Origin of the sequence: Paraburkholderia graminis (assembly GCF_003330785.1) — a bacterium.
Classification (GTDB): Bacteria; Pseudomonadota; Gammaproteobacteria; order Burkholderiales; family Burkholderiaceae; genus Paraburkholderia; species Paraburkholderia graminis.
This window is the reverse complement of sequence record NZ_CP024934.1, coordinates 3,704,362-3,725,454: the sequence shown is the minus strand read 5'-3', so window position 1 is coordinate 3,725,454 and position 21,093 is coordinate 3,704,362. Positions and strand designations below refer to the sequence as shown.

Here is a 21,093-nt window from a genome sequence, read left to right as displayed (position 1 = left end):
TTACCAGGTCGCGCCGGGATGCTGCCGCGCGAGGCTTTGCATTTCGGCCAGCACGAAGCCCATGTGCTCCGAATGCTCGCCGTGCTTGCCGGTCGTGACGTGCTTGACCGGTTCGGGAAGCGTAAGCGTGGCTTGGTCGAGTGTGGCGCGCACGTCGTCGAGCCAGGCGGCTTCCAGATCGGCGCTGAGCGGGCCAATGCCAGCCGCGGCGATCGCTTCTTCCACGGCGTCGGTGCTGAAGAACTCGCGCGTGTACGGCATCAGGTAGTCAAGCGCGGCCTGCGAGCGGCGGTGCGATTCCTCCGTGCCGTCGCCGAAACGGATCAGCCATTCGCTCGCGTGATGGACGTGGTAGCTCGTTTCCTTGATCGACTTCGACGCGATCGCGGCCAGTTGCGTGTCGGTCGATTGCGTGAGCGCGGTCCAGACATGCGCCATCAGCGTCGAATAAAGGAAGTTGCGCACAATGGTGACCGCGTAGTCCTTCTCGGCTTGCGCCGTCGCGGACAGCGGGCCGTAGTGCGGCAATTCCACCAGCGTGTAGTTGGCGAACTCGCGCTCGGCGCGGAAGTACGCGTAGTCGTCTTCGGTGCGGGTCTTGCCGGTGAGGTGCTGTTCGAGCGACGCCGCGTGCGTGTACAGCAGACGCGCCTGGCCGATCAGATCGAGGCTCATGTTCGACAGCGCGATGTCTTCTTCGAGAATCGGGCCGTGGCCGCACCACTCGGCATTGCGCTGACCGAGAATCAGCGCGGTATCGGCGAGGCGCAGCACGTATTGCAGATGTTCTAGCGTGATGTTCATGGCCGCGCTTACATGTGGTTGACTTCGTCGGGAAGCGTGTAGAACGTCGGGTGGCGGTAAATCTTGTCGGCCGCCGGTTCGAACAGTTCCGCCTTGTCTTGCGGCGCGGACGCCGTAATCGCCGACGACGGCACCACCCAGATGCTCACGCCTTCCTGGCGGCGCGTGTAGACGTCCCGCGCCATGCGCAGCGCCATTTGCGCGTCGGCGGCGTGCAGGCTGCCGCAGTGTTTATGGTCGAGTCCCTGCTTGCTGCGCACGAAGACTTCCCAAATCGGCCATTCCTTGTTCATGCTGATCTCCTGATTCCTTGCCTGGCGAGCCGCGTTGTTCAGGCGGCGTGCTGTTGGGCGCGTTGGCGTTGTTTCTCGGCGTGGGCGATGGCGGCTTCGCGAACCCAGGCGCCCTCGTTATGCGCCTTGACGCGGGTGCCAAGGCGCTCGCGATTGCATGGGCCGTCGCCGTTCACGACGCGCCAGAATTCTTCCCAGTCGATGTCGCCGTAGTCGTAGTGGCCGCGCGCTTCGTTCCATTTGAGGTCGGGGTCGGGCAGCGTCACGCCGAGCACCTTCGCCTGTTCGACGGTGGCGTCGACGAATTTCTGACGCAGGTCGTCGTTCGAAATACGCTTGATGCCCCATTTCGACGATTGATTGCTGTGGATGGAATCCTTGTCGCTCGGACCGAACATCATCAGCACCGGCCACCACCAGCGGTTCACCGCCTGCTGGACGAGTTCGCGCTGCGCGTCGGTGCCGGACATCATCGACATCAGCGCGTCGAAGCCCTGGCGCTGGTGGAACGACTCTTCCTTGCAGATGCGGATCATCGCGCGGGCGTACGGGCCGTAAGTGCAACGGCACAGGGGAATCTGATTCATGATCGCCGCGCCGTCGACCAGCCAGCCGATCACGCCGACATCCGCCCAGGTGGGCGTCGGGTAATTGAAGATGCTCGAATATTTGGCCTTGCCGGAATGCAGCGCCGCGACGAGCTGATCGCGCGAGACGCCGAGCGTTTCGGCCGCGCTATATAGATAGAGACCGTGGCCGGCTTCGTCCTGCACCTTGGCGAGCAGAATCGCCTTGCGCTTGAGGCTCGGCGCGCGCGTGATCCAGTTGCCTTCCGGCAGCATGCCGACGATCTCCGAATGCGCGTGCTGCGAAATCTGGCGCACGAGCGTCTTGCGATACGCGTCGGGCATCCAGTCTTGCGGTTCTATCTTGCCGTCCGCGGCCATGACGGCGTCGAATTGCGCCTGCTCCGGCGACGTCGCGCCGGATTCCAGCGGGGCCACGTTGCCGGGAATATCCAGGGATTGCGTGTACATGGGGACGCTCTTTCTGGGGGAGTTATCTGGTTTGCACAGTATAAGCCAACCGACCGGTCGGTTAATAAATTTTTTTGAGACGGACGGCGTTCGCTCCGACAGCCGCCGGCGCGGGCTTCGCGACCTGTTTTACTTTGCGCGGAAACCCCGCACCGGCGCTTAGCCTATAAAATTGCGAATTGGCCGCGATTGCGGCCCTCCTGCATCCCCGGTACTTCATGCTACGTCTAAGCGAAATCAAACTCCCGCTCGATCATCCCGAGAGCGCTCTCGAGGCCGCCGTCCGCGCGCGTCTCGCGGAACTCGGCGTGCCTCATGACGGGCTCGTCCGATACACCGTGTTCCGGCGCGCCCACGATGCGCGCAAGCGCGCCGACATCAAGCTGACCTACATCGTCGACGTCGAGGTCACGGACGAAGCCGCCGCGCTCAAGCGGATCGCCGACGTGCCGCATTGCGCCGTGACGCCCGACATGACGTACCGGTTCGTCGCCAGGGCGCCGGCGCAGTTCAGCGGGCCGCGTCCGGTGGTGATCGGCATGGGACCATGCGGGCTGTTCGCCGGGCTGATCCTCGCGCAAATGGGCTTCCGTCCGATCATCCTCGAGCGCGGCAAGGCGGTGCGCGAGCGCACCAAGGACACCTTCGGCCTGTGGCGCAAGTCGGTGCTGAATCCGGAATCGAACGTGCAGTTTGGCGAGGGCGGCGCGGGTACGTTTTCGGACGGCAAGCTGTATAGCCAGATCAAGGACCCGAAGCACTATGGCCGCAAGGTGCTGGACGAATTCGTGCGGGCCGGCGCGCCAGAGGACATTCTGTATCTGAGCCGGCCGCATATCGGCACGTTTCGCCTCGTGAGCATGGTCGAGAAGATGCGCGCGACCATCCACGAACTGGGCGGCGAAGTGCGTTTCGAGACGCGCGTGGACGATATCGACATCGATAACGGAAAAGTACGCGGGCTGACGCTGTCGACGGGCGAAACGCTGCGCTGCGACCATGTGGTGCTCGCCGTCGGCCACAGCGCGCGCGATACCTTTCAGATGTTGCACGACCGCGGCGTTTATATCGAAGCCAAGCCGTTCTCGCTCGGGTTTCGGATCGAGCATCCGCAGGGCTTGATCGACCGTAGCCGGTTCGGCAAGTTTGCCGGCCACAAGCAACTGGGCGCCGCCGACTATAAGGTGGTGCATCACTGCAGCAACGGGCGCGCGGTGTACAGCTTCTGCATGTGCCCGGGCGGGACGGTGGTCGCCGCGACGTCCGAGCCGGGGCGCGTGGTGACCAACGGCATGAGCCAGTATTCGCGAGCCGAGCGCAATGCGAACGCGGGAATCGTCGTGGGCATCACGCCCGACGATTATCCGGGCGGGCCGCTTGCCGGCATCGCATTCCAACGGAAATGGGAAGAGCGGGCGTTCGAACTGGGCGGCGGCAACTATATGGCGCCGGGTCAACTTGTCGGCGACTTCATTGCTGGACGGCCGTCGACGTCGCTTGGTTCGGTCGTGCCGTCTTATAAGCCGGGCGTGCATCCCACGGATCTCAGCACGGCGCTGCCCGACTACGTGATCGAGGCGATTCGCGAAGCGCTTCCGCAGATGGACAAGAAGATCGCGGGCTTCGCGATGCATGACGCGGTGTTGACGGGCGTGGAGACGCGGACGTCGTCGCCGATCCGGGTGCGCCGGCGCGACGACTATCAGAGCGTGAACGTCGAGGGCTTGTATCCGGCGGGAGAGGGCGCGGGTTACGCCGGCGGGATCTATTCGGCGGCGATCGACGGAATTGAAGTGGCTGAAGCGCTGGCTTTGAAGATGACGGGTGAGCTGCAAGTGGCCGGGTGAGGGTGCTGGCTGTGCGTTGCGGGCTTTGTCCGTTTGCGAGTGCGAGTGCGGGCGTATGCCGCCCGCGCTGGCCCGCGTCGGCCGACGCGGATCGTGCACAATGGCTGTTTCGCTTGAAACCAAGTACACGAATGACCATTCGCTCTCTGGCCGCGGCATGCGGCGCCGCGCTGTTTTGCCAGCTTGCCGTTTCCTCCTCTGTCGCCGCCGCTGGCACGGACGCCTCGGCGCATTGGGTCACGGCGTGGGCAACCGCGCTGCAGCCCATCCCGCAACGCGCTGACTTGCCGCCGCTGTATCGCGCGCCTGAAGTGGCGGGGCGCACCGTCCGTCAGATTGTCTACCCGACGCTGTCGGGAAAATCTGTGCGGATTCACCTCAGCAATGAATACGGCAAGACGCCGCTCGTTATCGAGGATCTGCGCATTGCGCGGTCGGCGGGCGGCGCTGCCGCGTCGGCTGGCGGCGGCGCGCGTGTGACCTTCGGCGGGAAGCCGAGTGTGAGCGTTGCGCCCGGCCGCGAACTGGACAGCGACCCAATCGCGATGGACGTCGCGGAAGGCGCGCCGTATGCCATTAGCGCGTTTATGGCGCCGGACCAGCGAGTGGTCGCGTGGCACCGGGTTTCCAGCCAGCTTAATTATGTTTCCAGCCCCGGCAACCACGCGGCGGACGCGACGGCAGAAGCGTTTCGCGGGCGCTTCACTCAATACTTGTGGGTGACGGGGCTGTCCGTCGACGCCGCGCCGGGATCGACGGCAATTGCGGCGATCGGCGATTCGATCACGGACGGCATGCGCTCCAGCCTGAACCTGAACCGTCGATGGCCGGACGCGTTCGCCCGCCGATTGGCCGGCTCGGGGAACCGCTCGACGGCCGTGATCAATCTCGGTATCAGCGGCAACCGGCTGCTTAACGATTCTCCGTGTTATGGCGATGCGCTGGTCACGCGATTTGGGCGCGACGCGCTCGAGCGGCCCGGCGTCAAGGCGGTGATTCTGCTGATCGGCATCAACGACATTAATTTCGCGGCGATGCCGGCGCGCAGCGGGCTCGACTGCGATTTCCCGCACGCGTCGGTGACAGCGGCCGACCTGATCGCGGGCTATCAGCGGGTGATCGCGGCCGCGCGACGGGCGGGAGTCAAGGTGTTCGGCGGGACGCTGACGCCCGCAGCGCTTCCGGCGTCGCGCGAGAACATCCGGCTGGCCGTCAACGAGTGGATCCGTTCCAGCCATGCTTTCGACGGCGTAGTCGATTTCGACGCCGCGCTGCGCGATCCGGCCGAGCCGGGACGTCTGCAGCGCAAGTACGATAGCGGCGACCACATTCACCCAAGCGATGCCGGCTACGCGGCCATGGCGGAAGCGGTTTCCGTCGACGGAGCCGTGAATTCGGCGCGCAAATGAGTGACTGACGATAAAGTTCTCGCCAAACCCTTGAAATAAGGCTCTGGGCCGCCTATGATTTCGTTCCTCGTTTGCGAACGAGGGCCGCGACGGGAAGGAGCGGCGGTGACGTCAACAAAGTTTTAAGCGAAAGCGAAAAAATGGGGTTGACGAACCGAAAGAGAGTCTTCATAATCTCGCTTCTCTGCTGCTGATGCAGCGACGCAGAACGAAGCAGTGCCGGGTGGTTGAAGTGGGCGCTGTGAAGTGTGCGAACCGATCTTTAAAAACTAACAGCCGATAAGTGTGGGCGCTTGATGCGCGACGCGCGCCGGGTTGCGGGGTTTAACTCCGGAATCTGGCGGTAAAGCGAAAGTATCAAGTCTCACACAGTAATGAAAGGAAGGTTTGGTCATCGAGAGATGGTTAAACACTTCGTCAGTACGTTGAGTGAGCGACCGGGTTCGAAAGAGCCCGAAAACAGTAACAGGTTTGAACTGAAGAGTTTGATCCTGGCTCAGATTGAACGCTGGCGGCATGCCTTACACATGCAAGTCGAACGGCAGCACGGGAGCAATCCTGGTGGCGAGTGGCGAACGGGTGAGTAATACATCGGAACGTGTCCTGTAGTGGGGGATAGCCCGGCGAAAGCCGGATTAATACCGCATACGCTCTGCGGAGGAAAGCGGGGGATCCTTCGGGACCTCGCGCTACAGGGGCGGCCGATGGCAGATTAGCTAGTTGGTGGGGTAAAGGCCTACCAAGGCGACGATCTGTAGCTGGTCTGAGAGGACGACCAGCCACACTGGGACTGAGACACGGCCCAGACTCCTACGGGAGGCAGCAGTGGGGAATTTTGGACAATGGGCGCAAGCCTGATCCAGCAATGCCGCGTGTGTGAAGAAGGCCTTCGGGTTGTAAAGCACTTTTGTCCGGAAAGAAAACCGCCTGGCTAATATCCGGGCGGGATGACGGTACCGGAAGAATAAGCACCGGCTAACTACGTGCCAGCAGCCGCGGTAATACGTAGGGTGCAAGCGTTAATCGGAATTACTGGGCGTAAAGCGTGCGCAGGCGGTTCGCTAAGACAGATGTGAAATCCCCGGGCTTAACCTGGGAACTGCATTTGTGACTGGCGGGCTAGAGTATGGCAGAGGGGGGTAGAATTCCACGTGTAGCAGTGAAATGCGTAGAGATGTGGAGGAATACCGATGGCGAAGGCAGCCCCCTGGGCCAATACTGACGCTCATGCACGAAAGCGTGGGGAGCAAACAGGATTAGATACCCTGGTAGTCCACGCCCTAAACGATGTCAACTGGTTGTCGGGCCTTCATTGGCTTGGTAACGTAGCTAACGCGTGAAGTTGACCGCCTGGGGAGTACGGTCGCAAGATTAAAACTCAAAGGAATTGACGGGGACCCGCACAAGCGGTGGATGATGTGGATTAATTCGATGCAACGCGAAAAACCTTACCTACCCTTGACATGTACGGAAGTCCGCTGAGAGGTGGATGTGCCCGAAAGGGAGCCGTAACACAGGTGCTGCATGGCTGTCGTCAGCTCGTGTCGTGAGATGTTGGGTTAAGTCCCGCAACGAGCGCAACCCTTGTCCCTAGTTGCTACGCAAGAGCACTCCAGGGAGACTGCCGGTGACAAACCGGAGGAAGGTGGGGATGACGTCAAGTCCTCATGGCCCTTATGGGTAGGGCTTCACACGTCATACAATGGTCGGAACAGAGGGTCGCCAAGCCGCGAGGTGGAGCCAATCCCAGAAAACCGATCGTAGTCCGGATCGCACTCTGCAACTCGAGTGCGTGAAGCTGGAATCGCTAGTAATCGCGGATCAGCATGCCGCGGTGAATACGTTCCCGGGTCTTGTACACACCGCCCGTCACACCATGGGAGTGGGTTTTACCAGAAGTGGCTAGTCTAACCGCAAGGAGGACGGTCACCACGGTAGGATTCATGACTGGGGTGAAGTCGTAACAAGGTAGCCGTATCGGAAGGTGCGGCTGGATCACCTCCTTTCCAGAGCTGAACGTGTCAAACGTTGAGCGCTCACGCTTATCGGCTGTAGTGAAGAAACGCAGACAGACTCAGGGGTCTGTAGCTCAGTCGGTTAGAGCACCGTCTTGATAAGGCGGGGGTCGATGGTTCGAATCCATCCAGACCCACCATGTCATGTCTGGTGAGCTGATGGACTGAAACCTCTGGTGCTGCTGTGCAGTGACTTGGGGGATTAGCTCAGCTGGGAGAGCACCTGCTTTGCAAGCAGGGGGTCGTCGGTTCGATCCCGTCATCCTCCACCAATCCTCAATGCGTAGCGTTCTGTGAAACAGGCAGAGCGTTGTGCATTGGCGATTGAGCCAGTCAGCAAGTGATATGAAGCAGAGCTTTATATCGGCTGTCGTTCTTTAACAATCAGGAAGAAGTAGTAAAGAGATTCACGAAAGCATACTTAGAGATGGGTGTGCGAGTAGGTGAATCAGGGTTGTGATTGTATCGATGTATTTTAAAGGTAATCGAAAGATTGCTCTTGGAATACGGCGCAACACGAATACTCAACCTGTAGCGAGTGATCGGATCGCTGGTCCCCTTCGGGGATCGGGCCAGAGTAAGTGCTAAAGCACTAACACTGGCCGAGAAGACACACCCGTTATAGGGTCAAGCGAACAAGTGCATGTGGTGGATGCCTTGGCGATCACAGGCGATGAAGGACGCGGTAGCCTGCGAAAAGCTACGGGGAGCTGGCAAACGAGCTTTGATCCGTAGATGTCCGAATGGGGAAACCCACCTCTTTTGAGGTATCCGTGGCTGAATACATAGGCCATGCGAAGCGAACGCGGTGAACTGAAACATCTAAGTAACCGCAGGAAAAGAAATCAACCGAGATTCCCAGAGTAGTGGCGAGCGAAATGGGACCAGCCTGTACTCTTTATCTTCATTGTTAGTCGAAGGCTCTGGAAAGTGCCGCCATAGCAGGTGATAGCCCTGTAGACGAAAACAGCGAGGAAGAACTAGGTGTACGACAAGTAGGGCGGGACACGTGAAATCCTGTCTGAAGATGGGGGGACCATCCTCCAAGGCTAAATACTCGTGATCGACCGATAGTGAACCAGTACCGTGAGGGAAAGGCGAAAAGAACCCCGGGAGGGGAGTGAAACAGATCCTGAAACCGCATGCATACAAACAGTCGGAGCCTTCGCAAGAGGGTGACGGCGTACCTTTTGTATAATGGGTCAGCGACTTACATTCAGTGGCAAGCTTAACCGATTAGGGCAGGCGTAGCGAAAGCGAGTCCGAACAGGGCGTTCAGTCGCTGGGTGTAGACCCGAAACCAGGTGATCTATCCATGGCCAGGATGAAGGTGCGGTAACACGTACTGGAGGTCCGAACCCACTAACGTTGAAAAGTTAGGGGATGAGCTGTGGATAGGGGTGAAAGGCTAAACAAACCTGGAAATAGCTGGTTCTCTCCGAAAACTATTTAGGTAGTGCCTCGTGTATCACCTTCGGGGGTAGAGCACTGTCATGGTTGTGGGGTCCATTGCGGATTACTACGCCATAGCAAACTCCGAATACCGAAGAGTGCAATCACGGGAGACAGACATCGGGTGCTAACGTCCGGTGTCAAGAGGGAAACAACCCAGACCGCCAGCTAAGGTCCCCAAATATGGCTAAGTGGGAAACGAAGTGGGAAGGCTAAAACAGTCAGGAGGTTGGCTTAGAAGCAGCCATCCTTTAAAGAAAGCGTAATAGCTCACTGATCGAGTCGTCCTGCGCGGAAGATGTAACGGGGCTAAGCCATATACCGAAGCTGCGGATGCACATTTATGTGCATGGTAGGAGAGCGTTCCGTAAGCCTGCGAAGGTGCACTGGAAAGTGTGCTGGAGGTATCGGAAGTGCGAATGCTGACATGAGTAGCGATAAAGGGGGTGAAAGGCCCCCTCGCCGTAAGCCCAAGGTTTCCTACGCAACGTTCATCGGCGTAGGGTGAGTCGGCCCCTAAGGCGAGGCAGAAATGCGTAGCTGATGGGAAGCAGGTTAATATTCCTGCACCAGTGTTGAATGCGATGGGGGGACGGATCGCGGAAGGTTGTCCGGGTGTTGGAAGTCCCGGTCCTTGCATTGGAGAAGGCGCTTTGGCAAATCCGGGCGCGGAATTCAAGGGTGCGAGGCCAGTCTCTTCGGAGACGAAGCAATCGGAAGTGGTTCCAGGAAAAGCCTCTAAGCTTCAGTTCAACAGTGACCGTACCGCAAACCGACACAGGTGGGCGAGATGAGTATTCTAAGGCGCTTGAGAGAACTCGGGAGAAGGAACTCGGCAAATTGGTACCGTAACTTCGGGATAAGGTACGCCCCTGTAGCCTGACTGGCCTGCGCCAGAAGGGTGAAGGGGTTGCAATAAACTGGTGGCTGCGACTGTTTAATAAAAACACAGCACTCTGCAAACACGAAAGTGGACGTATAGGGTGTGACGCCTGCCCGGTGCCGGAAGATTAAATGATGGGGTGCAAGCTCCTGATTGAAGTCCCGGTAAACGGCGGCCGTAACTATAACGGTCCTAAGGTAGCGAAATTCCTTGTCGGGTAAGTTCCGACCTGCACGAATGGCGTAACGATGGCCACACTGTCTCCTCCCGAGACTCAGCGAAGTTGAAGTGTTTGTGATGATGCAATCTCCCCGCGGCTAGACGGAAAGACCCCATGAACCTTTACTGTAGCTTTGCATTGGACTTTGAACCGGTCTGTGTAGGATAGGTGGGAGGCTGTGAAGCGTGAACGCCAGTTTGCGTGGAGCCATCCTTGAAATACCACCCTGATCTGTTTGAGGTTCTAACCCTGGTCCGTGAATCCGGATCGGGGACAGTGCATGGTAGGCAGTTTGACTGGGGCGGTCTCCTCCCAAAGTGTAACGGAGGAGTACGAAGGTACGCTAGGTACGGTCGGAAATCGTGCTGATAGTGCAATGGCATAAGCGTGCTTAACTGCGAGACCGACAAGTCGAGCAGGTGCGAAAGCAGGTCATAGTGATCCGGTGGTTCTGTATGGAAGGGCCATCGCTCAACGGATAAAAGGTACTCTGGGGATAACAGGCTGATACCGCCCAAGAGTTCATATCGACGGCGGTGTTTGGCACCTCGATGTCGGCTCATCTCATCCTGGGGCTGTAGCCGGTCCCAAGGGTATGGCTGTTCGCCATTTAAAGAGGTACGTGAGCTGGGTTTAAAACGTCGTGAGACAGTTTGGTCCCTATCTGCCGTGGGCGCTGGATATTTGAAGGGGGCTGCTCCTAGTACGAGAGGACCGGAGTGGACGAACCTCTGGTGTACCGGTTGTCACGCCAGTGGCATCGCCGGGTAGCTATGTTCGGAAGAGATAACCGCTGAAAGCATCTAAGCGGGAAACTCGCCTTAAGATGAGATATCCCCGGGGCTTCGAGCCCCTTGAAGGGTCGTTCAAGACCAGGACGTTGATAGGTCAGGTGTGTAAGCGCAGTAATGCGTTCAGCTAACTGATACTAATTGCCCGTAAGGCTTGATCCTATAACAGGTGTGTGTCGGCAGCCGTTAGTGCTTCAGCACTTATGGATGCCCCACCCTGCGCCACGCGCAGGGTCTTATGCAGACCACACACGGTTGAGTGATCGATGTTGTGCCTCGAACAACACAGCCCAACAGCTTTACCCTGGTGAGCATCACCAGAAACTACTTCTTCCCGATTGGTTGTGTTGGCCCAAAACCCAGCACGACAACAAGTCATGCCTGATGACCATAGCGAGTCGGTCCCACCCCTTCCCATCCCGAACAGGACCGTGAAACGACTCCACGCCGATGATAGTGCGGATTACCCGTGTGAAAGTAGGTAATCGTCAGGCTCCCCAGCAGTGTCAGAAACCCCACCCCGCAAAGGTGGGGTTTCTGCGTTTACGGCAGTGCTAAAAACACTGCATATAAGTGAGAGCATTTGGGTTTGGAACAGTCGACTAACTCTTGACATCGAGCGGTTGTTCCCCCATAATCATCAGTTCTCTGCGGAGGGGTGCCCGAGTGGCTAAAGGGGGCAGACTGTAAATCTGTTGGCTTACGCCTACGTTGGTTCGAATCCAACCTCCTCCACCAGAATGCAAGTTGTAGCAGTTGTTGGGAATCCATGGGTCCTTGCGGGTGTAGCTCAATGGTAGAGCAGAAGCCTTCCAAGCTTACGACGAGGGTTCGATTCCCTTCACCCGCTCCAGCAATATAGAAGTAGCGCCCATGTGGCTCAGTGGTAGAGCACTCCCTTGGTAAGGGAGAGGTCGGCAGTTCGATCCTGCCCATGGGCACCAGAAGTACTCGGTGATTGTTTGCGCCCGGCGCAACGTACGGATAAATCCTCTTAGGAGTCGAAAATGGCCAAGGGTAAGTTTGAGCGGACCAAGCCGCACGTGAACGTCGGCACGATCGGTCACGTTGACCACGGCAAGACCACGCTGACGGCAGCGATCACGACGGTTCTGACGCAGAAGTTCGGCGGCGAAGCGAAGGCATACGACCAGATCGACGCGGCGCCGGAAGAAAAGGCACGTGGCATCACGATCAACACGGCACACGTCGAGTACGAAACGGCTAACCGCCACTACGCACACGTCGACTGCCCGGGCCACGCTGACTATGTGAAGAACATGATCACGGGCGCGGCACAGATGGACGGCGCGATCCTGGTGTGCTCGGCCGCTGACGGCCCGATGCCGCAAACGCGTGAGCACATCCTGCTGGCGCGTCAGGTTGGCGTGCCGTACATCATCGTGTTCCTGAACAAGTGCGACATGGTGGACGACGCCGAGCTGCTGGAGCTGGTCGAGATGGAAGTGCGCGAGCTTCTGTCGAAGTACGACTTCCCGGGCGACGACACGCCGATCATCAAGGGTTCGGCCAAGCTGGCGCTGGAAGGCGACAAGGGCGAGCTGGGCGAAGTGGCGATCATGAACCTGGCCGACGCGCTGGACACGTACATCCCGACGCCGGAGCGCGCAGTGGACGGCGCGTTCCTGATGCCGGTGGAAGACGTGTTCTCGATCTCGGGTCGCGGCACGGTGGTCACGGGTCGCGTTGAGCGCGGCGTCGTGAAGGTCGGCGAGGAAATCGAAATCGTCGGTATCAAGCCGACGGTGAAGACGACCTGCACGGGCGTGGAAATGTTCCGCAAGCTGCTCGACCAGGGTCAGGCAGGCGACAACGTCGGTATCCTGCTGCGCGGCACGAAGCGCGAAGACGTGGAGCGTGGCCAGGTGCTGGCCAAGCCGGGTTCGATCAACCCGCACACGCACTTCACGGCTGAAGTGTACGTGCTGAGCAAGGACGAAGGCGGCCGTCACACGCCGTTCTTCAACAACTACCGTCCGCAGTTCTACTTCCGTACGACGGACGTGACGGGCTCGATCGAGCTGCCGAAGGACAAGGAAATGGTCATGCCGGGCGACAACGTGTCGATCACGGTGAAGCTGATCAACCCGATCGCGATGGAAGAAGGTCTGCGCTTCGCTATCCGTGAAGGTGGCCGTACCGTCGGCGCAGGTGTCGTTGCCAAGATTCTCGAGTAACGCCAGATAGTTCTCGTTAATCTGTAGTTTCGGGGTTGGCGGTGTCGTCAACCCCAAATGGTTTAGGGGTATAGCTCAACTGGCAGAGCGTCGGTCTCCAAAACCGAAGGTTGGGGGTTCGATTCCCTCTGCCCCTGCCAACTCTCGCGTCAAATTGACGCTTCGTTAAGGTGTTATGGCGAATCCTTCCGTCGAAACTGTAAATACATCCGGCGACAAGCTGATGCTCGTCGCGGGCGTATTGCTAGTCTTGGCCGGGTTCGTGGGGTTCTTCTGGCTTAACGGTCAGGAATGGTACGTCCGCGGAGCCGCCTTGGCTGTTGGTGCAATCGCGGGTGTTGCAGTCGGTCTTCTATCCGCGCCTGGCAAGGGTTTCATCGCTTTCGCCAAAGATTCGTACAAGGAAGTCCGCAAGGTTGTCTGGCCGACTCGCAAAGAGGCTACTCAGACAACGTTGGTGGTGTTTGGCTTCGTGTTTGTGATGGCGATCTTTCTTTGGGTTAGCGATAAATCCATCGAATGGGCGATTTTCTCGGTGATTCTGGGTTGGAAATGATATGAGCGATACTCCGGCATCTCCGAGCGGCAAACGTTGGTACGTCGTGCACGCCTACTCCGGCATGGAGAAGAGCGTGCAACGCGCGCTTCAGGAGCGCATCGAACGCGCCGGCATGCAAGACCAGTTTGGCCAGATCCTCGTCCCGACCGAAGAGGTTGTCGAGGTGAAGGGTGGTCACAAGTCGGTGACCGAACGTCGTTTCTTCCCGGGCTACGTGCTCGTGGAAATGGAAATGACGGATGAAACGTGGCACCTCGTGAAGAACACCGCGAAGGTCACGGGTTTCGTAGGTGGTGCGCGTAATCGCCCGAGTCCGATTTCCCCGCGGGAAGTCGAGAAGATCATGTCGCAGATGCAGGAAGGCGTGGAAAAGCCGCGTCCAAAGACCCTGTTCGAGGTCGGCGAGATGGTCCGGGTAAAGGACGGTCCTTTCACCGATTTCAACGGCAGCGTCGAAGAAGTGAACTACGAAAAGTCGCGCGTCCGTGTATCCGTTACGATCTTCGGCCGTGCAACGCCGGTCGAGCTGGAATTCGGCCAGGTCGAAAAGTTGTAATCCAGAATTCCGCGGAGCGCGCCTATCGGCGCGTTTCGCACTTCGCGCTTACGGTCCGCGTAATGACCGTTGAGGAGCGTAAGTAGCCGGATTCCGGTGAACGCGCGCTACTACTCACTGAACGTTTGCAGCCAACGCGACGTTCCAACGAGGTTTTCAACATGGCAAAGAAAATCATCGGCTTTATCAAGCTGCAGATTCCTGCAGGTAAAGCCAACCCGTCGCCGCCGGTCGGTCCGGCACTGGGCCAACGTGGCCTGAACATCATGGAGTTCTGCAAGGCGTTTAACGCGCAGACTCAAGCTCTGGAACCAGGTCTGCCGATTCCGGTCGTGATCACCGCGTTCGCTGACAAGAGCTTCACGTTCGTCCTGAAGACGCCGCCGGCAACGGTTCTGATCAAGAAGGCAGCGAAGATCGACAAGGGTTCGAGCAAGCCGCATACCGACAAGGTCGGCAAGATCACCCGCGCTCAAGCTGAAGACATCGCCAAGACCAAGATGCCCGATCTGACGGCAGCTGATCTGGACGCAGCGGTTCGTACGATCGCTGGTAGCGCCCGCTCGATGGGCATCACCGTGGAGGGCGTGTAAATGGCTAAGCTTTCGAAGCGTCTGCAAGCATTTGCAGCAAAGGTTGACCGTCAGAAGCTGTACCCGATCGACGACGCTCTGTCGCTCGTGAAGGAATGCGCAAGCGCAAAGTTCGATGAGTCGATCGACGTCGCTGTTCAACTCGGCATCGACGCAAAGAAGTCGGACCAAGTGGTCCGCGGTTCGGTCGTTCTGCCTGCAGGTACAGGCAAGTCGGTGCGCGTGGCAGTGTTCGCGCAAGGCGAAAAGGCTGAGCAGGCTCGCGCAGCCGGCGCTGAAGTCGTCGGTATGGAAGACCTGGCTGAACAAGTCAAGGCCGGCAATCTGGACTTCGACATCGTGATCGCTTCGCCGGACACGATGCGTGTTGTTGGTACGCTCGGTCAGATCCTCGGCCCGCGCGGCCTGATGCCGAACCCGAAGGTCGGTACGGTCACGCCGGACGTCGCGACTGCGGTCAAGAACGCCAAGGCTGGTCAGGTGCAATTCCGTGTCGACAAAGCGGGTATCATCCACGCCACGATTGGCCGCGCTTCGTTCGAGCCGACGGCTCTGCGCAGCAATCTGAGCGCGCTCATCGACGCACTGCAAAAGGCCAAGCCGGCAACGAGCAAGGGCGTGTACCTGCGTAAGGTCGCTCTGTCGAGCACGATGGGTGTCGGCGTTCGCGTCGATCAGGCATCGCTCGCGGCACAGTAAGTAATTCATCGCCTCGATGAAAATCGGGGCGGTTTATGGGCTTTGGGCGGTTGTGAGGTGGCAGTTCGCATCAAGCAACCGGTTGTCAAAGACCGTTGGCGGGCACGCAGCAGGTAGGCGGACCCTTAATGCAAAGCCAACGCAGATGGCGAACCCGAAAAGGTTTTGTAGTGATGAAACCGGTTGGCATCCGCAGCAATGCGTGTGTCGGGCGGTCGAAATACTCCTGACTGGTCGGACGCCGTTATTGAACGCGGTACACAAGGCGCACGCTGCGTGTATCGAATCTGGAGGTTAACCGTGCCACTCAACAAAGAAAGCAAGCAGGCCGTCGTCGCTGAGGTTGCCGCGCAAGTCGCGAAAGCCCAGACCGTGGTTCTGGCTGAGTATCGTGGGATCACGGTTGGCGATCTGACCAAGCTGCGCGCGAAAGCGCGTGAGCAACAGGTCTACCTTCGCGTGTTGAAGAACACGCTGGCGCGTCGCGCTGTCGAAGGTACGCCGTTCGCTCCGCTGGCAGAGCAGATGACTGGCCCCCTGATCTACGGCATCTCGGAAGATGCAATTGCCGCTGCTAAGGTCGTCAATGACTTCGGCAAAAGCAATGACAAGTTGGTCATCAAGGCTGGTTCCTACGAAGGCAAGGTGATGGACAAGGCTGGCGTGCAAGCGCTGGCAAACATCCCGAGCCGCGAAGAACTGCTCTCCAAGCTGTTGTACGTTATGCAAGCACCTGTTTCTGGCTTTGCGCGCGCTCTGGCCGCGCTGGCAGAAAAGAAACAAGGCGAAGAAACCGCTGCGTAATGTACTTCAGTCGAGCGTGATTGATCGCTGGCTGTATCCGAATTCAATTTAGGAGTATTTCAAATGGCAATCGCAAAAGATGACATCCTCGAGGCAGTAAGCTCGATGTCGGTTCTGGAACTGAACGAACTGGTCAAGGCGTTCGAAGAAAAGTTTGGCGTGTCGGCAGCTGCTGTTGCAGTGGCAGGCCCGGCAGGCGGCGGCGCTGCTGCTGCAGCTGAAGAGCAAACCGAATTCACGGTCAACCTGGTTGACGTTGGCGCGAACAAGGTTTCCGTCATTAAGGCAGTTCGTGAACTGACGGGTCTCGGCCTGAAGGAAGCGAAGGACCTGGTCGACGGCGCACCGAAGCCTGTTAAGGAAGCGGTACCGAAGGCTGCTGCAGAAGAAGCCAAGAAGAAGCTGGAAGAAGCCGGCGCGAAAGCTGAAATCAAGTAAGTTTCAGCGCGCTGTGCGAAGGCTGGCGGTTTTTCACCGCCGGCCTTTTTGTGCTTTGTGGGGGACGCGTTTTTGCCTCGCTGTACGGCAATAATGTGACTCCCAGAAGCCAAAGAAAACCGCCTATCGGCAACATTGACCGGCGCTTCTCTTTGTCTTCTGAAGCGACTGCAGAAGGCAAGTTTGGTCGGGTAGCGGGCAACATAGGCATCCGCTGCCGTCAGCCAGCGGTTGGTAGCGGCCAACCACCAAGCTTCTAGGCTCGTTCAAGCCATCGGACGGCCATCGGGTCTCAGTCGGTGAACACTCGGGTTGTCTCATCAAGGTATCCTGCCTCGACAACAATGCCCGCCGTGATTCGGAGATCGTATGCAATATTCCTTCACCGAGAAGAAGCGCATTCGTAAGAGTTTTGCGAAGCGCCCCATCGTTCACCAAGTACCTTTCCTGCTGGCTACCCAGCTTGAATCATTCAGCACGTTTCTGCAAGCAGACACGCCGTCTACGCAGCGCAAGCCGGAAGGCCTGCAGGCTGCGTTCACATCCGTTTTCCCGATCGTTTCGCACAACGGGTTCGCACGTCTTGAGTTCGTCAGCTACATGCTGTCGCCGCCGGCATTCAACATCAAGGAATGTCAGCAGCGCGGTTTGACGTACTGCTCGGCGCTGCGCGCGAAAGTGCGTCTGGTGCTGCTCGATAAAGAATCGCCGAGCAAGCCGGTCGTCAAGGAAGTGAAGGAACAGGAAGTGTACATGGGCGAAATTCCGCTCATGACGCCGACGGGTTCGTTCGTCATCAACGGTACGGAGCGTGTGATCGTTTCGCAACTGCACCGTTCGCCTGGCGTGTTCTTCGAACACGACAAGGGCAAGACGCACAGCTCGGGCAAGCTCCTGTTCTCGGCACGTATCATTCCTTACCGCGGTTCGTGGCTCGACTTCGAGTTCGACCCGAAGGACGTGCTGTACTTCCGCGTCGACCGTCGCCGCAAGATGCCGGTCACGATCCTGCTGAAGGCAATCGGCCTGACGCCGGAACAGATCCTCGCAAACTTCTTCGTGTTCGATAACTTCACGCTGATGCCGGAAGGCGCGCAGATGGAGTTCGTGCCGGAGCGTCTGCGTGGCGAAGTCGCGCGCTTCGACATCACGGACCGTGACGGCAACGTGATCGTCCAGAAGGACAAGCGGATCAACGCAAAGCACATCCGCGACCTGGACAACGCGAAGACCAAGTTCATCTCGGTCCCGGAAGACTATCTGCTCGGCCGCGTGCTGGCGAAGAATGTCGTCGACGGCGACACGGGTGAAGTCATCGCCAACGCGAACGACGAAATCACTGAAACCGTCCTCGAGAAGCTGCGCGAATCGAAGATCAAGGACATCCAGACGCTCTACACGAACGATCTGGACCAGGGTCCGTACATCTCGTCCACGCTGCGTATCGACGAAACCGCGGACAAGATGGCCGCGCGCATCGCGATCTACCGCATGATGCGTCCGGGCGAACCGCCGACCGAAGAAGCGGTCGAGGCGCTGTTCAACCGTCTGTTCTACAGCGAAGACGCATACGACCTGTCCAAGGTGGGCCGTATGAAGTTCAATCGTCGCGTGGGCCGCGACGAGATCATCGGACCGATGACGCTGCAAGACGACGACATCCTCGCCACGATCAAGATCCTGGTCGAGCTGCGTAACGGCAAGGGCGAAGTGGACGACATCGACCACTTGGGCAATCGTCGTGTGCGTTGCGTCGGCGAACTGGCGGAAAACCAGTTCCGCGCAGGTCTCGTGCGTGTCGAACGTGCTGTCAAGGAACGCCTCGGCCAGGCCGAAAGCGAAAACCTGATGCCGCACGACCTGATCAACTCGAAGCCGATTTCGTCGGCGATTCGCGAGTTCTTCGGTTCGTCGCAGCTGTCGCAGTTCATGGACCAGACCAACCCGCTGTCGGAAATCACCCACAAGCGCCGTGTTTCGGCACTTGGCCCGGGCGGTTTGACGCGTGAGCGCGCTGGCTTTGAAGTCCGCGACGTGCATCCGACGCACTACGGTCGTGTGTGCCCGATTGAAACGCCTGAAGGTCCGAACATCGGCCTGATCAACTCGTTGGCTCTGTACGCGCACCTGAACGAATACGGCTTCCTGGAAACGCCGTATCGCAAGGTCGTGGACAGCAAGGTGACGGATCAGATCGACTATCTGTCGGCGATCGAAGAAGGCCGTTACGTGATCGCTCAGGCGAATGCGGCCGTGGCTGAAGACGGCTCGCTGACCGACGAACTGGTGTCGTCGCGTGAAGCCGGCGAAACGCTGATGGTCACGCCGGACCGCATCCAGTACATGGACGTGGCGCCGTCGCAGATCGTGTCGGTGGCCGCATCGCTGATTCCGTTCCTCGAGCACGACGACGCGAACCGCGCGTTGATGGGCTCGAACATGCAGCGTCAGGCTGTGCCATGTCTGCGTCCTGAAAAGGCCGTGGTCGGTACGGGTATCGAGCGCACGGTGGCGGTCGACTCGGGCACGACGGTTCAGGCATTCCGCGGCGGTGTGGTCGACTATGTCGACGCAGGCCGTATCGTGATTCGCGTGAACGACGAGGAAGCGGTGGCTGGCGACGTCGGTGTCGACATCTACAACCTGATCAAGTACACGCGTTCGAACCAGAACACGAACATCAACCAGCGTCCGATCGTGAAGGTCGGCGACAAGGTTTCGCGCGGCGACGTGCTGGCTGACGGCGCATCGACGGATCTTGGCGAACTGGCTCTCGGCCAGAACATGCTGGTCGCGTTCATGCCGTGGAATGGCTACAACTTCGAAGACTCGATTTTGATCTCTGAGAAGGTGGTGGCCGACGACCGTTACACGTCGATCCACATCGAAGAACTGAACGTCGTGGCTCGCGACACGAAGCTCGGACCGGAAGAAATCACGCGCGACATCTCGAACCTCGCGGAAGTGCAACTTGGCCGTCTCGACGAGTCGGGCATCGTGTACATCGGCGCGGAAGTCGAAGCAGGCGACGTGCTGGTCGGCAAGGTCACGCCGAAGGGCGAAACCCAGTTGACGCCGGAAGAAAAGCTGCTGCGCGCGATCTTCGGTGAAAAGGCTTCGGACGTGAAGGACACGTCGCTGCGCGTGCCGTCGGGCATGAGCGGCACGGTCATCGACGTACAAGTGTTCACGCGTGAAGGCATTCAGCGCGACAAGCGTGCGCAGCAGATCATCGACGATGAACTGAAGCGCTACCGCCTCGACCTGAACGACCAGCTGCGCATCGTGGAAGGCGACGCGTTCCAGCGTCTCGCACGTATGCTGACCGGCAAGGTCGCGAACGGCGGTCCGAAGAAGCTCGCGAAGGGTACGAAGATCGAACAGGCTTACCTGGAAGATCTCGACCATTACCACTGGTTCGACATCCGCCTCGCGGACGAAGAAGCAGCGGCACAGCTCGAAGCTATCAAGGACTCGATCGAACAGAAGCGTCACCAGTTCGACCTGGCGTTCGAAGAAAAGCGCAAGAAGCTCACGCAAGGCGACGAACTGCCGCCGGGCGTGTTGAAGATGGTCAAGGTGTATCTGGCAGTCAAGCGCCGCCTGCAGCCTGGCGACAAGATGGCCGGCCGCCACGGTAACAAGGGTGTCGTGTCGAAGATCGTTCCGATCGAAGACATGCCGTACATGGCCGACGGCCGTCCGGCTGACGTCGTTCTGAACCCGCTCGGCGTGCCGTCGCGGATGAACGTGGGTCAGGTTCTCGAAGTGCATCTGGGTTGGGCCGCGAAGGGTCTCGGCTGGCGTATCGGCGAAATGCTGCAGCGTCAGGCGAAGATCGCTGAACTGCGCGAATTCCTGACCAAGATCTACAACGAGTCGGGCCGCGCCGAAGAGCTGGACAGCTTCACCGACGAGGAAATCGTCGAACTGGCGAAGAACCTGCGCGAAGGCGTGCCGTTCGCAACGCCGGTGTTCGACGGCGCGACGGAAGAAGAAATGTCGCGCGCGCTGGATCTGGCTTTCCCGGACGACATCGCGAAGAACCTCGGCATGACGCCGTCGAAGAATCAGGTGCGTCTGTACGACGGCCGCACGGGCGAAATGTTCGAACGTACGGTGACGGTCGGCTACATGCACTACCTGAAGCTGCACCACCTGGTCGACGACAAGATGCACGCGCGTTCCACGGGCCCGTACTCGCTCGTGACGCAGCAGCCGTTGGGCGGTAAGGCGCAGTTCGGTGGCCAGCGTTTCGGTGAAATGGAAGTGTGGGCGCTCGAAGCGTACGGTGCATCGTACGTGCTGCAGGAAATGCTGACGGTGAAGTCGGACGACGTGACAGGCCGGACCAAGGTGTACGAGAACCTGGTCAAGGGCGATCACGTGATCGATGCAGGCATGCCGGAATCCTTCAACGTGCTGGTGAAGGAAATCCGCTCGCTCGGTATCGATATCGACCTCGACCGCAACTAATCGGACTACTGGAGAGAAG

General features: G+C 58.9%; 13 protein-coding genes, 6 tRNA genes and 3 rRNA genes. 19 read left to right on the top strand and 3 right to left on the bottom strand.

Features of this window, described 5'->3' with window-relative positions; translation table 11 throughout:
- From paaC to paaA, 3 genes are read right to left on the bottom strand one after another with little or no spacing between them, the layout of a single operon-like run.
- The gene (paaC, locus tag CUJ91_RS16770) at positions 1-804 is read right to left on the bottom strand and encodes a 1,2-phenylacetyl-CoA epoxidase subunit PaaC (RefSeq protein ID WP_114156529.1); all 804 of its coding nucleotides are present in this window, start codon (positions 802-804) and stop codon (positions 1-3) included.
- An 8-nt stretch (positions 805-812) separates the two neighbouring features.
- A complete protein-coding gene (paaB, locus tag CUJ91_RS16765; protein WP_006053056.1) occupies positions 813-1,097 on the bottom strand; it encodes a 1,2-phenylacetyl-CoA epoxidase subunit PaaB in 285 nt (94 codons plus the stop codon).
- A gap of 38 nt (positions 1,098-1,135) precedes the next feature.
- Positions 1,136-2,134, bottom strand: a complete 999-nt coding sequence (gene paaA / locus CUJ91_RS16760; RefSeq protein ID WP_006053057.1) for a 1,2-phenylacetyl-CoA epoxidase subunit PaaA — start codon at positions 2,132-2,134, stop codon at positions 1,136-1,138.
- Between the two features lie 218 nt (positions 2,135-2,352).
- Between paaA and CUJ91_RS16755 the strand changes: the two genes are divergently transcribed.
- The 19 genes from CUJ91_RS16755 to rpoB all read left to right on the top strand — a co-directional run bounded on the left by CUJ91_RS16755 (position 2,353) and on the right by rpoB (position 21,074).
- Entirely contained in the window at positions 2,353-3,981 is a 1,629-nt protein-coding gene (locus CUJ91_RS16755; RefSeq protein WP_006053058.1) for an NAD(P)/FAD-dependent oxidoreductase, read from the top strand.
- A 131-nt stretch (positions 3,982-4,112) separates the two neighbouring features.
- A complete protein-coding gene (locus tag CUJ91_RS16750; protein ID WP_029970891.1) occupies positions 4,113-5,390 on the top strand; it encodes an SGNH/GDSL hydrolase family protein in 1,278 nt (425 codons plus the stop codon).
- A gap of 473 nt (positions 5,391-5,863) precedes the next feature.
- Positions 5,864-7,396 (top strand): 16S ribosomal RNA (locus CUJ91_RS16745).
- A 72-nt stretch (positions 7,397-7,468) separates the two neighbouring features.
- A tRNA-Ile gene (locus tag CUJ91_RS16740) sits at positions 7,469-7,545 on the top strand.
- 56 nt (positions 7,546-7,601) lie between these two features.
- A tRNA-Ala gene (locus CUJ91_RS16735) sits at positions 7,602-7,677 on the top strand.
- A 353-nt stretch (positions 7,678-8,030) separates the two neighbouring features.
- Positions 8,031-10,913, top strand: a 23S ribosomal RNA gene (locus tag CUJ91_RS16730).
- A 218-nt stretch (positions 10,914-11,131) separates the two neighbouring features.
- Positions 11,132-11,245: ribosomal RNA gene (rrf, locus tag CUJ91_RS16725) — 5S ribosomal RNA — on the top strand.
- Together the 16S, 23S and 5S rRNA genes with 5 tRNA genes alongside form the textbook arrangement of a ribosomal RNA operon.
- Positions 11,246-11,403: 158 nt before the next feature.
- Positions 11,404-11,489: transfer RNA gene (locus CUJ91_RS16720), tRNA-Tyr, on the top strand.
- 41 nt (positions 11,490-11,530) lie between these two features.
- Positions 11,531-11,604, top strand: a tRNA-Gly gene (locus tag CUJ91_RS16715).
- 16 nt (positions 11,605-11,620) lie between these two features.
- Positions 11,621-11,695: transfer RNA gene (locus CUJ91_RS16710), tRNA-Thr, on the top strand.
- Positions 11,696-11,758: 63 nt separating this feature from the next.
- Positions 11,759-12,949: an elongation factor Tu gene (gene tuf / locus CUJ91_RS16705; protein ID WP_012434572.1), complete on the top strand. Its 1,191-nt coding sequence runs from the start codon at positions 11,759-11,761 to the stop codon at positions 12,947-12,949.
- Between the two features lie 64 nt (positions 12,950-13,013).
- Positions 13,014-13,089, top strand: a tRNA-Trp gene (locus tag CUJ91_RS16700).
- Positions 13,090-13,124: 35 nt separating this feature from the next.
- Positions 13,125-13,505: a preprotein translocase subunit SecE gene (secE, locus tag CUJ91_RS16695; protein ID WP_015003929.1), complete on the top strand. Its 381-nt coding sequence runs from the start codon at positions 13,125-13,127 to the stop codon at positions 13,503-13,505.
- A gap of 1 nt (position 13,506) precedes the next feature.
- Positions 13,507-14,064 (top strand): transcription termination/antitermination protein NusG, encoded by a 558-nt coding sequence (nusG, locus tag CUJ91_RS16690; protein ID WP_007180147.1) that lies wholly within the window; start codon positions 13,507-13,509, stop codon positions 14,062-14,064.
- A gap of 161 nt (positions 14,065-14,225) precedes the next feature.
- The gene (gene rplK, locus CUJ91_RS16685; protein WP_007180146.1) at positions 14,226-14,657 is read left to right on the top strand and encodes a 50S ribosomal protein L11; all 432 of its coding nucleotides are present in this window, start codon (positions 14,226-14,228) and stop codon (positions 14,655-14,657) included.
- On the top strand, positions 14,658-15,356 hold the full coding sequence (gene rplA, locus CUJ91_RS16680; protein ID WP_006053278.1) for a 50S ribosomal protein L1: 699 nt from the start codon (positions 14,658-14,660) through the stop codon (positions 15,354-15,356).
- 300 nt (positions 15,357-15,656) lie between these two features.
- Positions 15,657-16,160, top strand: coding sequence for a 50S ribosomal protein L10 (gene rplJ, locus CUJ91_RS16675; protein ID WP_006053279.1), 504 nt, complete (start codon positions 15,657-15,659; stop codon positions 16,158-16,160).
- A 63-nt stretch (positions 16,161-16,223) separates the two neighbouring features.
- Complete coding sequence (gene rplL, locus CUJ91_RS16670) at positions 16,224-16,598, top strand: 50S ribosomal protein L7/L12 (protein ID WP_029972178.1); 375 nt, start codon at positions 16,224-16,226, stop codon at positions 16,596-16,598.
- 369 nt (positions 16,599-16,967) lie between these two features.
- The gene (gene rpoB / locus CUJ91_RS16665; protein ID WP_029972179.1) at positions 16,968-21,074 is read left to right on the top strand and encodes a DNA-directed RNA polymerase subunit beta; all 4,107 of its coding nucleotides are present in this window, start codon (positions 16,968-16,970) and stop codon (positions 21,072-21,074) included.
- Positions 21,075-21,093 lie beyond the last annotated feature (19 nt).

Coding starts and splice junctions, on each gene's coding strand:
- paaA (WP_006053057.1), bottom strand. CDS start 2,134: ATGTACACGCAATCCCTGGATATTCCCGGCAACGTGGCCCCGCTGGAA.
- secE (WP_015003929.1), top strand. CDS start 13,125: ATGGCGAATCCTTCCGTCGAAACTGTAAATACATCCGGCGACAAGCTG.
- rplL (WP_029972178.1), top strand. CDS start 16,224: ATGGCAATCGCAAAAGATGACATCCTCGAGGCAGTAAGCTCGATGTCG.
- tuf (WP_012434572.1), top strand. CDS start 11,759: ATGGCCAAGGGTAAGTTTGAGCGGACCAAGCCGCACGTGAACGTCGGC.
- CUJ91_RS16750 (WP_029970891.1), top strand. CDS start 4,113: ATGACCATTCGCTCTCTGGCCGCGGCATGCGGCGCCGCGCTGTTTTGC.
- rplA (WP_006053278.1), top strand. CDS start 14,658: ATGGCTAAGCTTTCGAAGCGTCTGCAAGCATTTGCAGCAAAGGTTGAC.
- rpoB (WP_029972179.1), top strand. CDS start 16,968: ATGCAATATTCCTTCACCGAGAAGAAGCGCATTCGTAAGAGTTTTGCG.
- paaB (WP_006053056.1), bottom strand. CDS start 1,097: ATGAACAAGGAATGGCCGATTTGGGAAGTCTTCGTGCGCAGCAAGCAG.
- nusG (WP_007180147.1), top strand. CDS start 13,507: ATGAGCGATACTCCGGCATCTCCGAGCGGCAAACGTTGGTACGTCGTG.
- rplK (WP_007180146.1), top strand. CDS start 14,226: ATGGCAAAGAAAATCATCGGCTTTATCAAGCTGCAGATTCCTGCAGGT.
- CUJ91_RS16755 (WP_006053058.1), top strand. CDS start 2,353: ATGCTACGTCTAAGCGAAATCAAACTCCCGCTCGATCATCCCGAGAGC.
- paaC (WP_114156529.1), bottom strand. CDS start 804: ATGAACATCACGCTAGAACATCTGCAATACGTGCTGCGCCTCGCCGAT.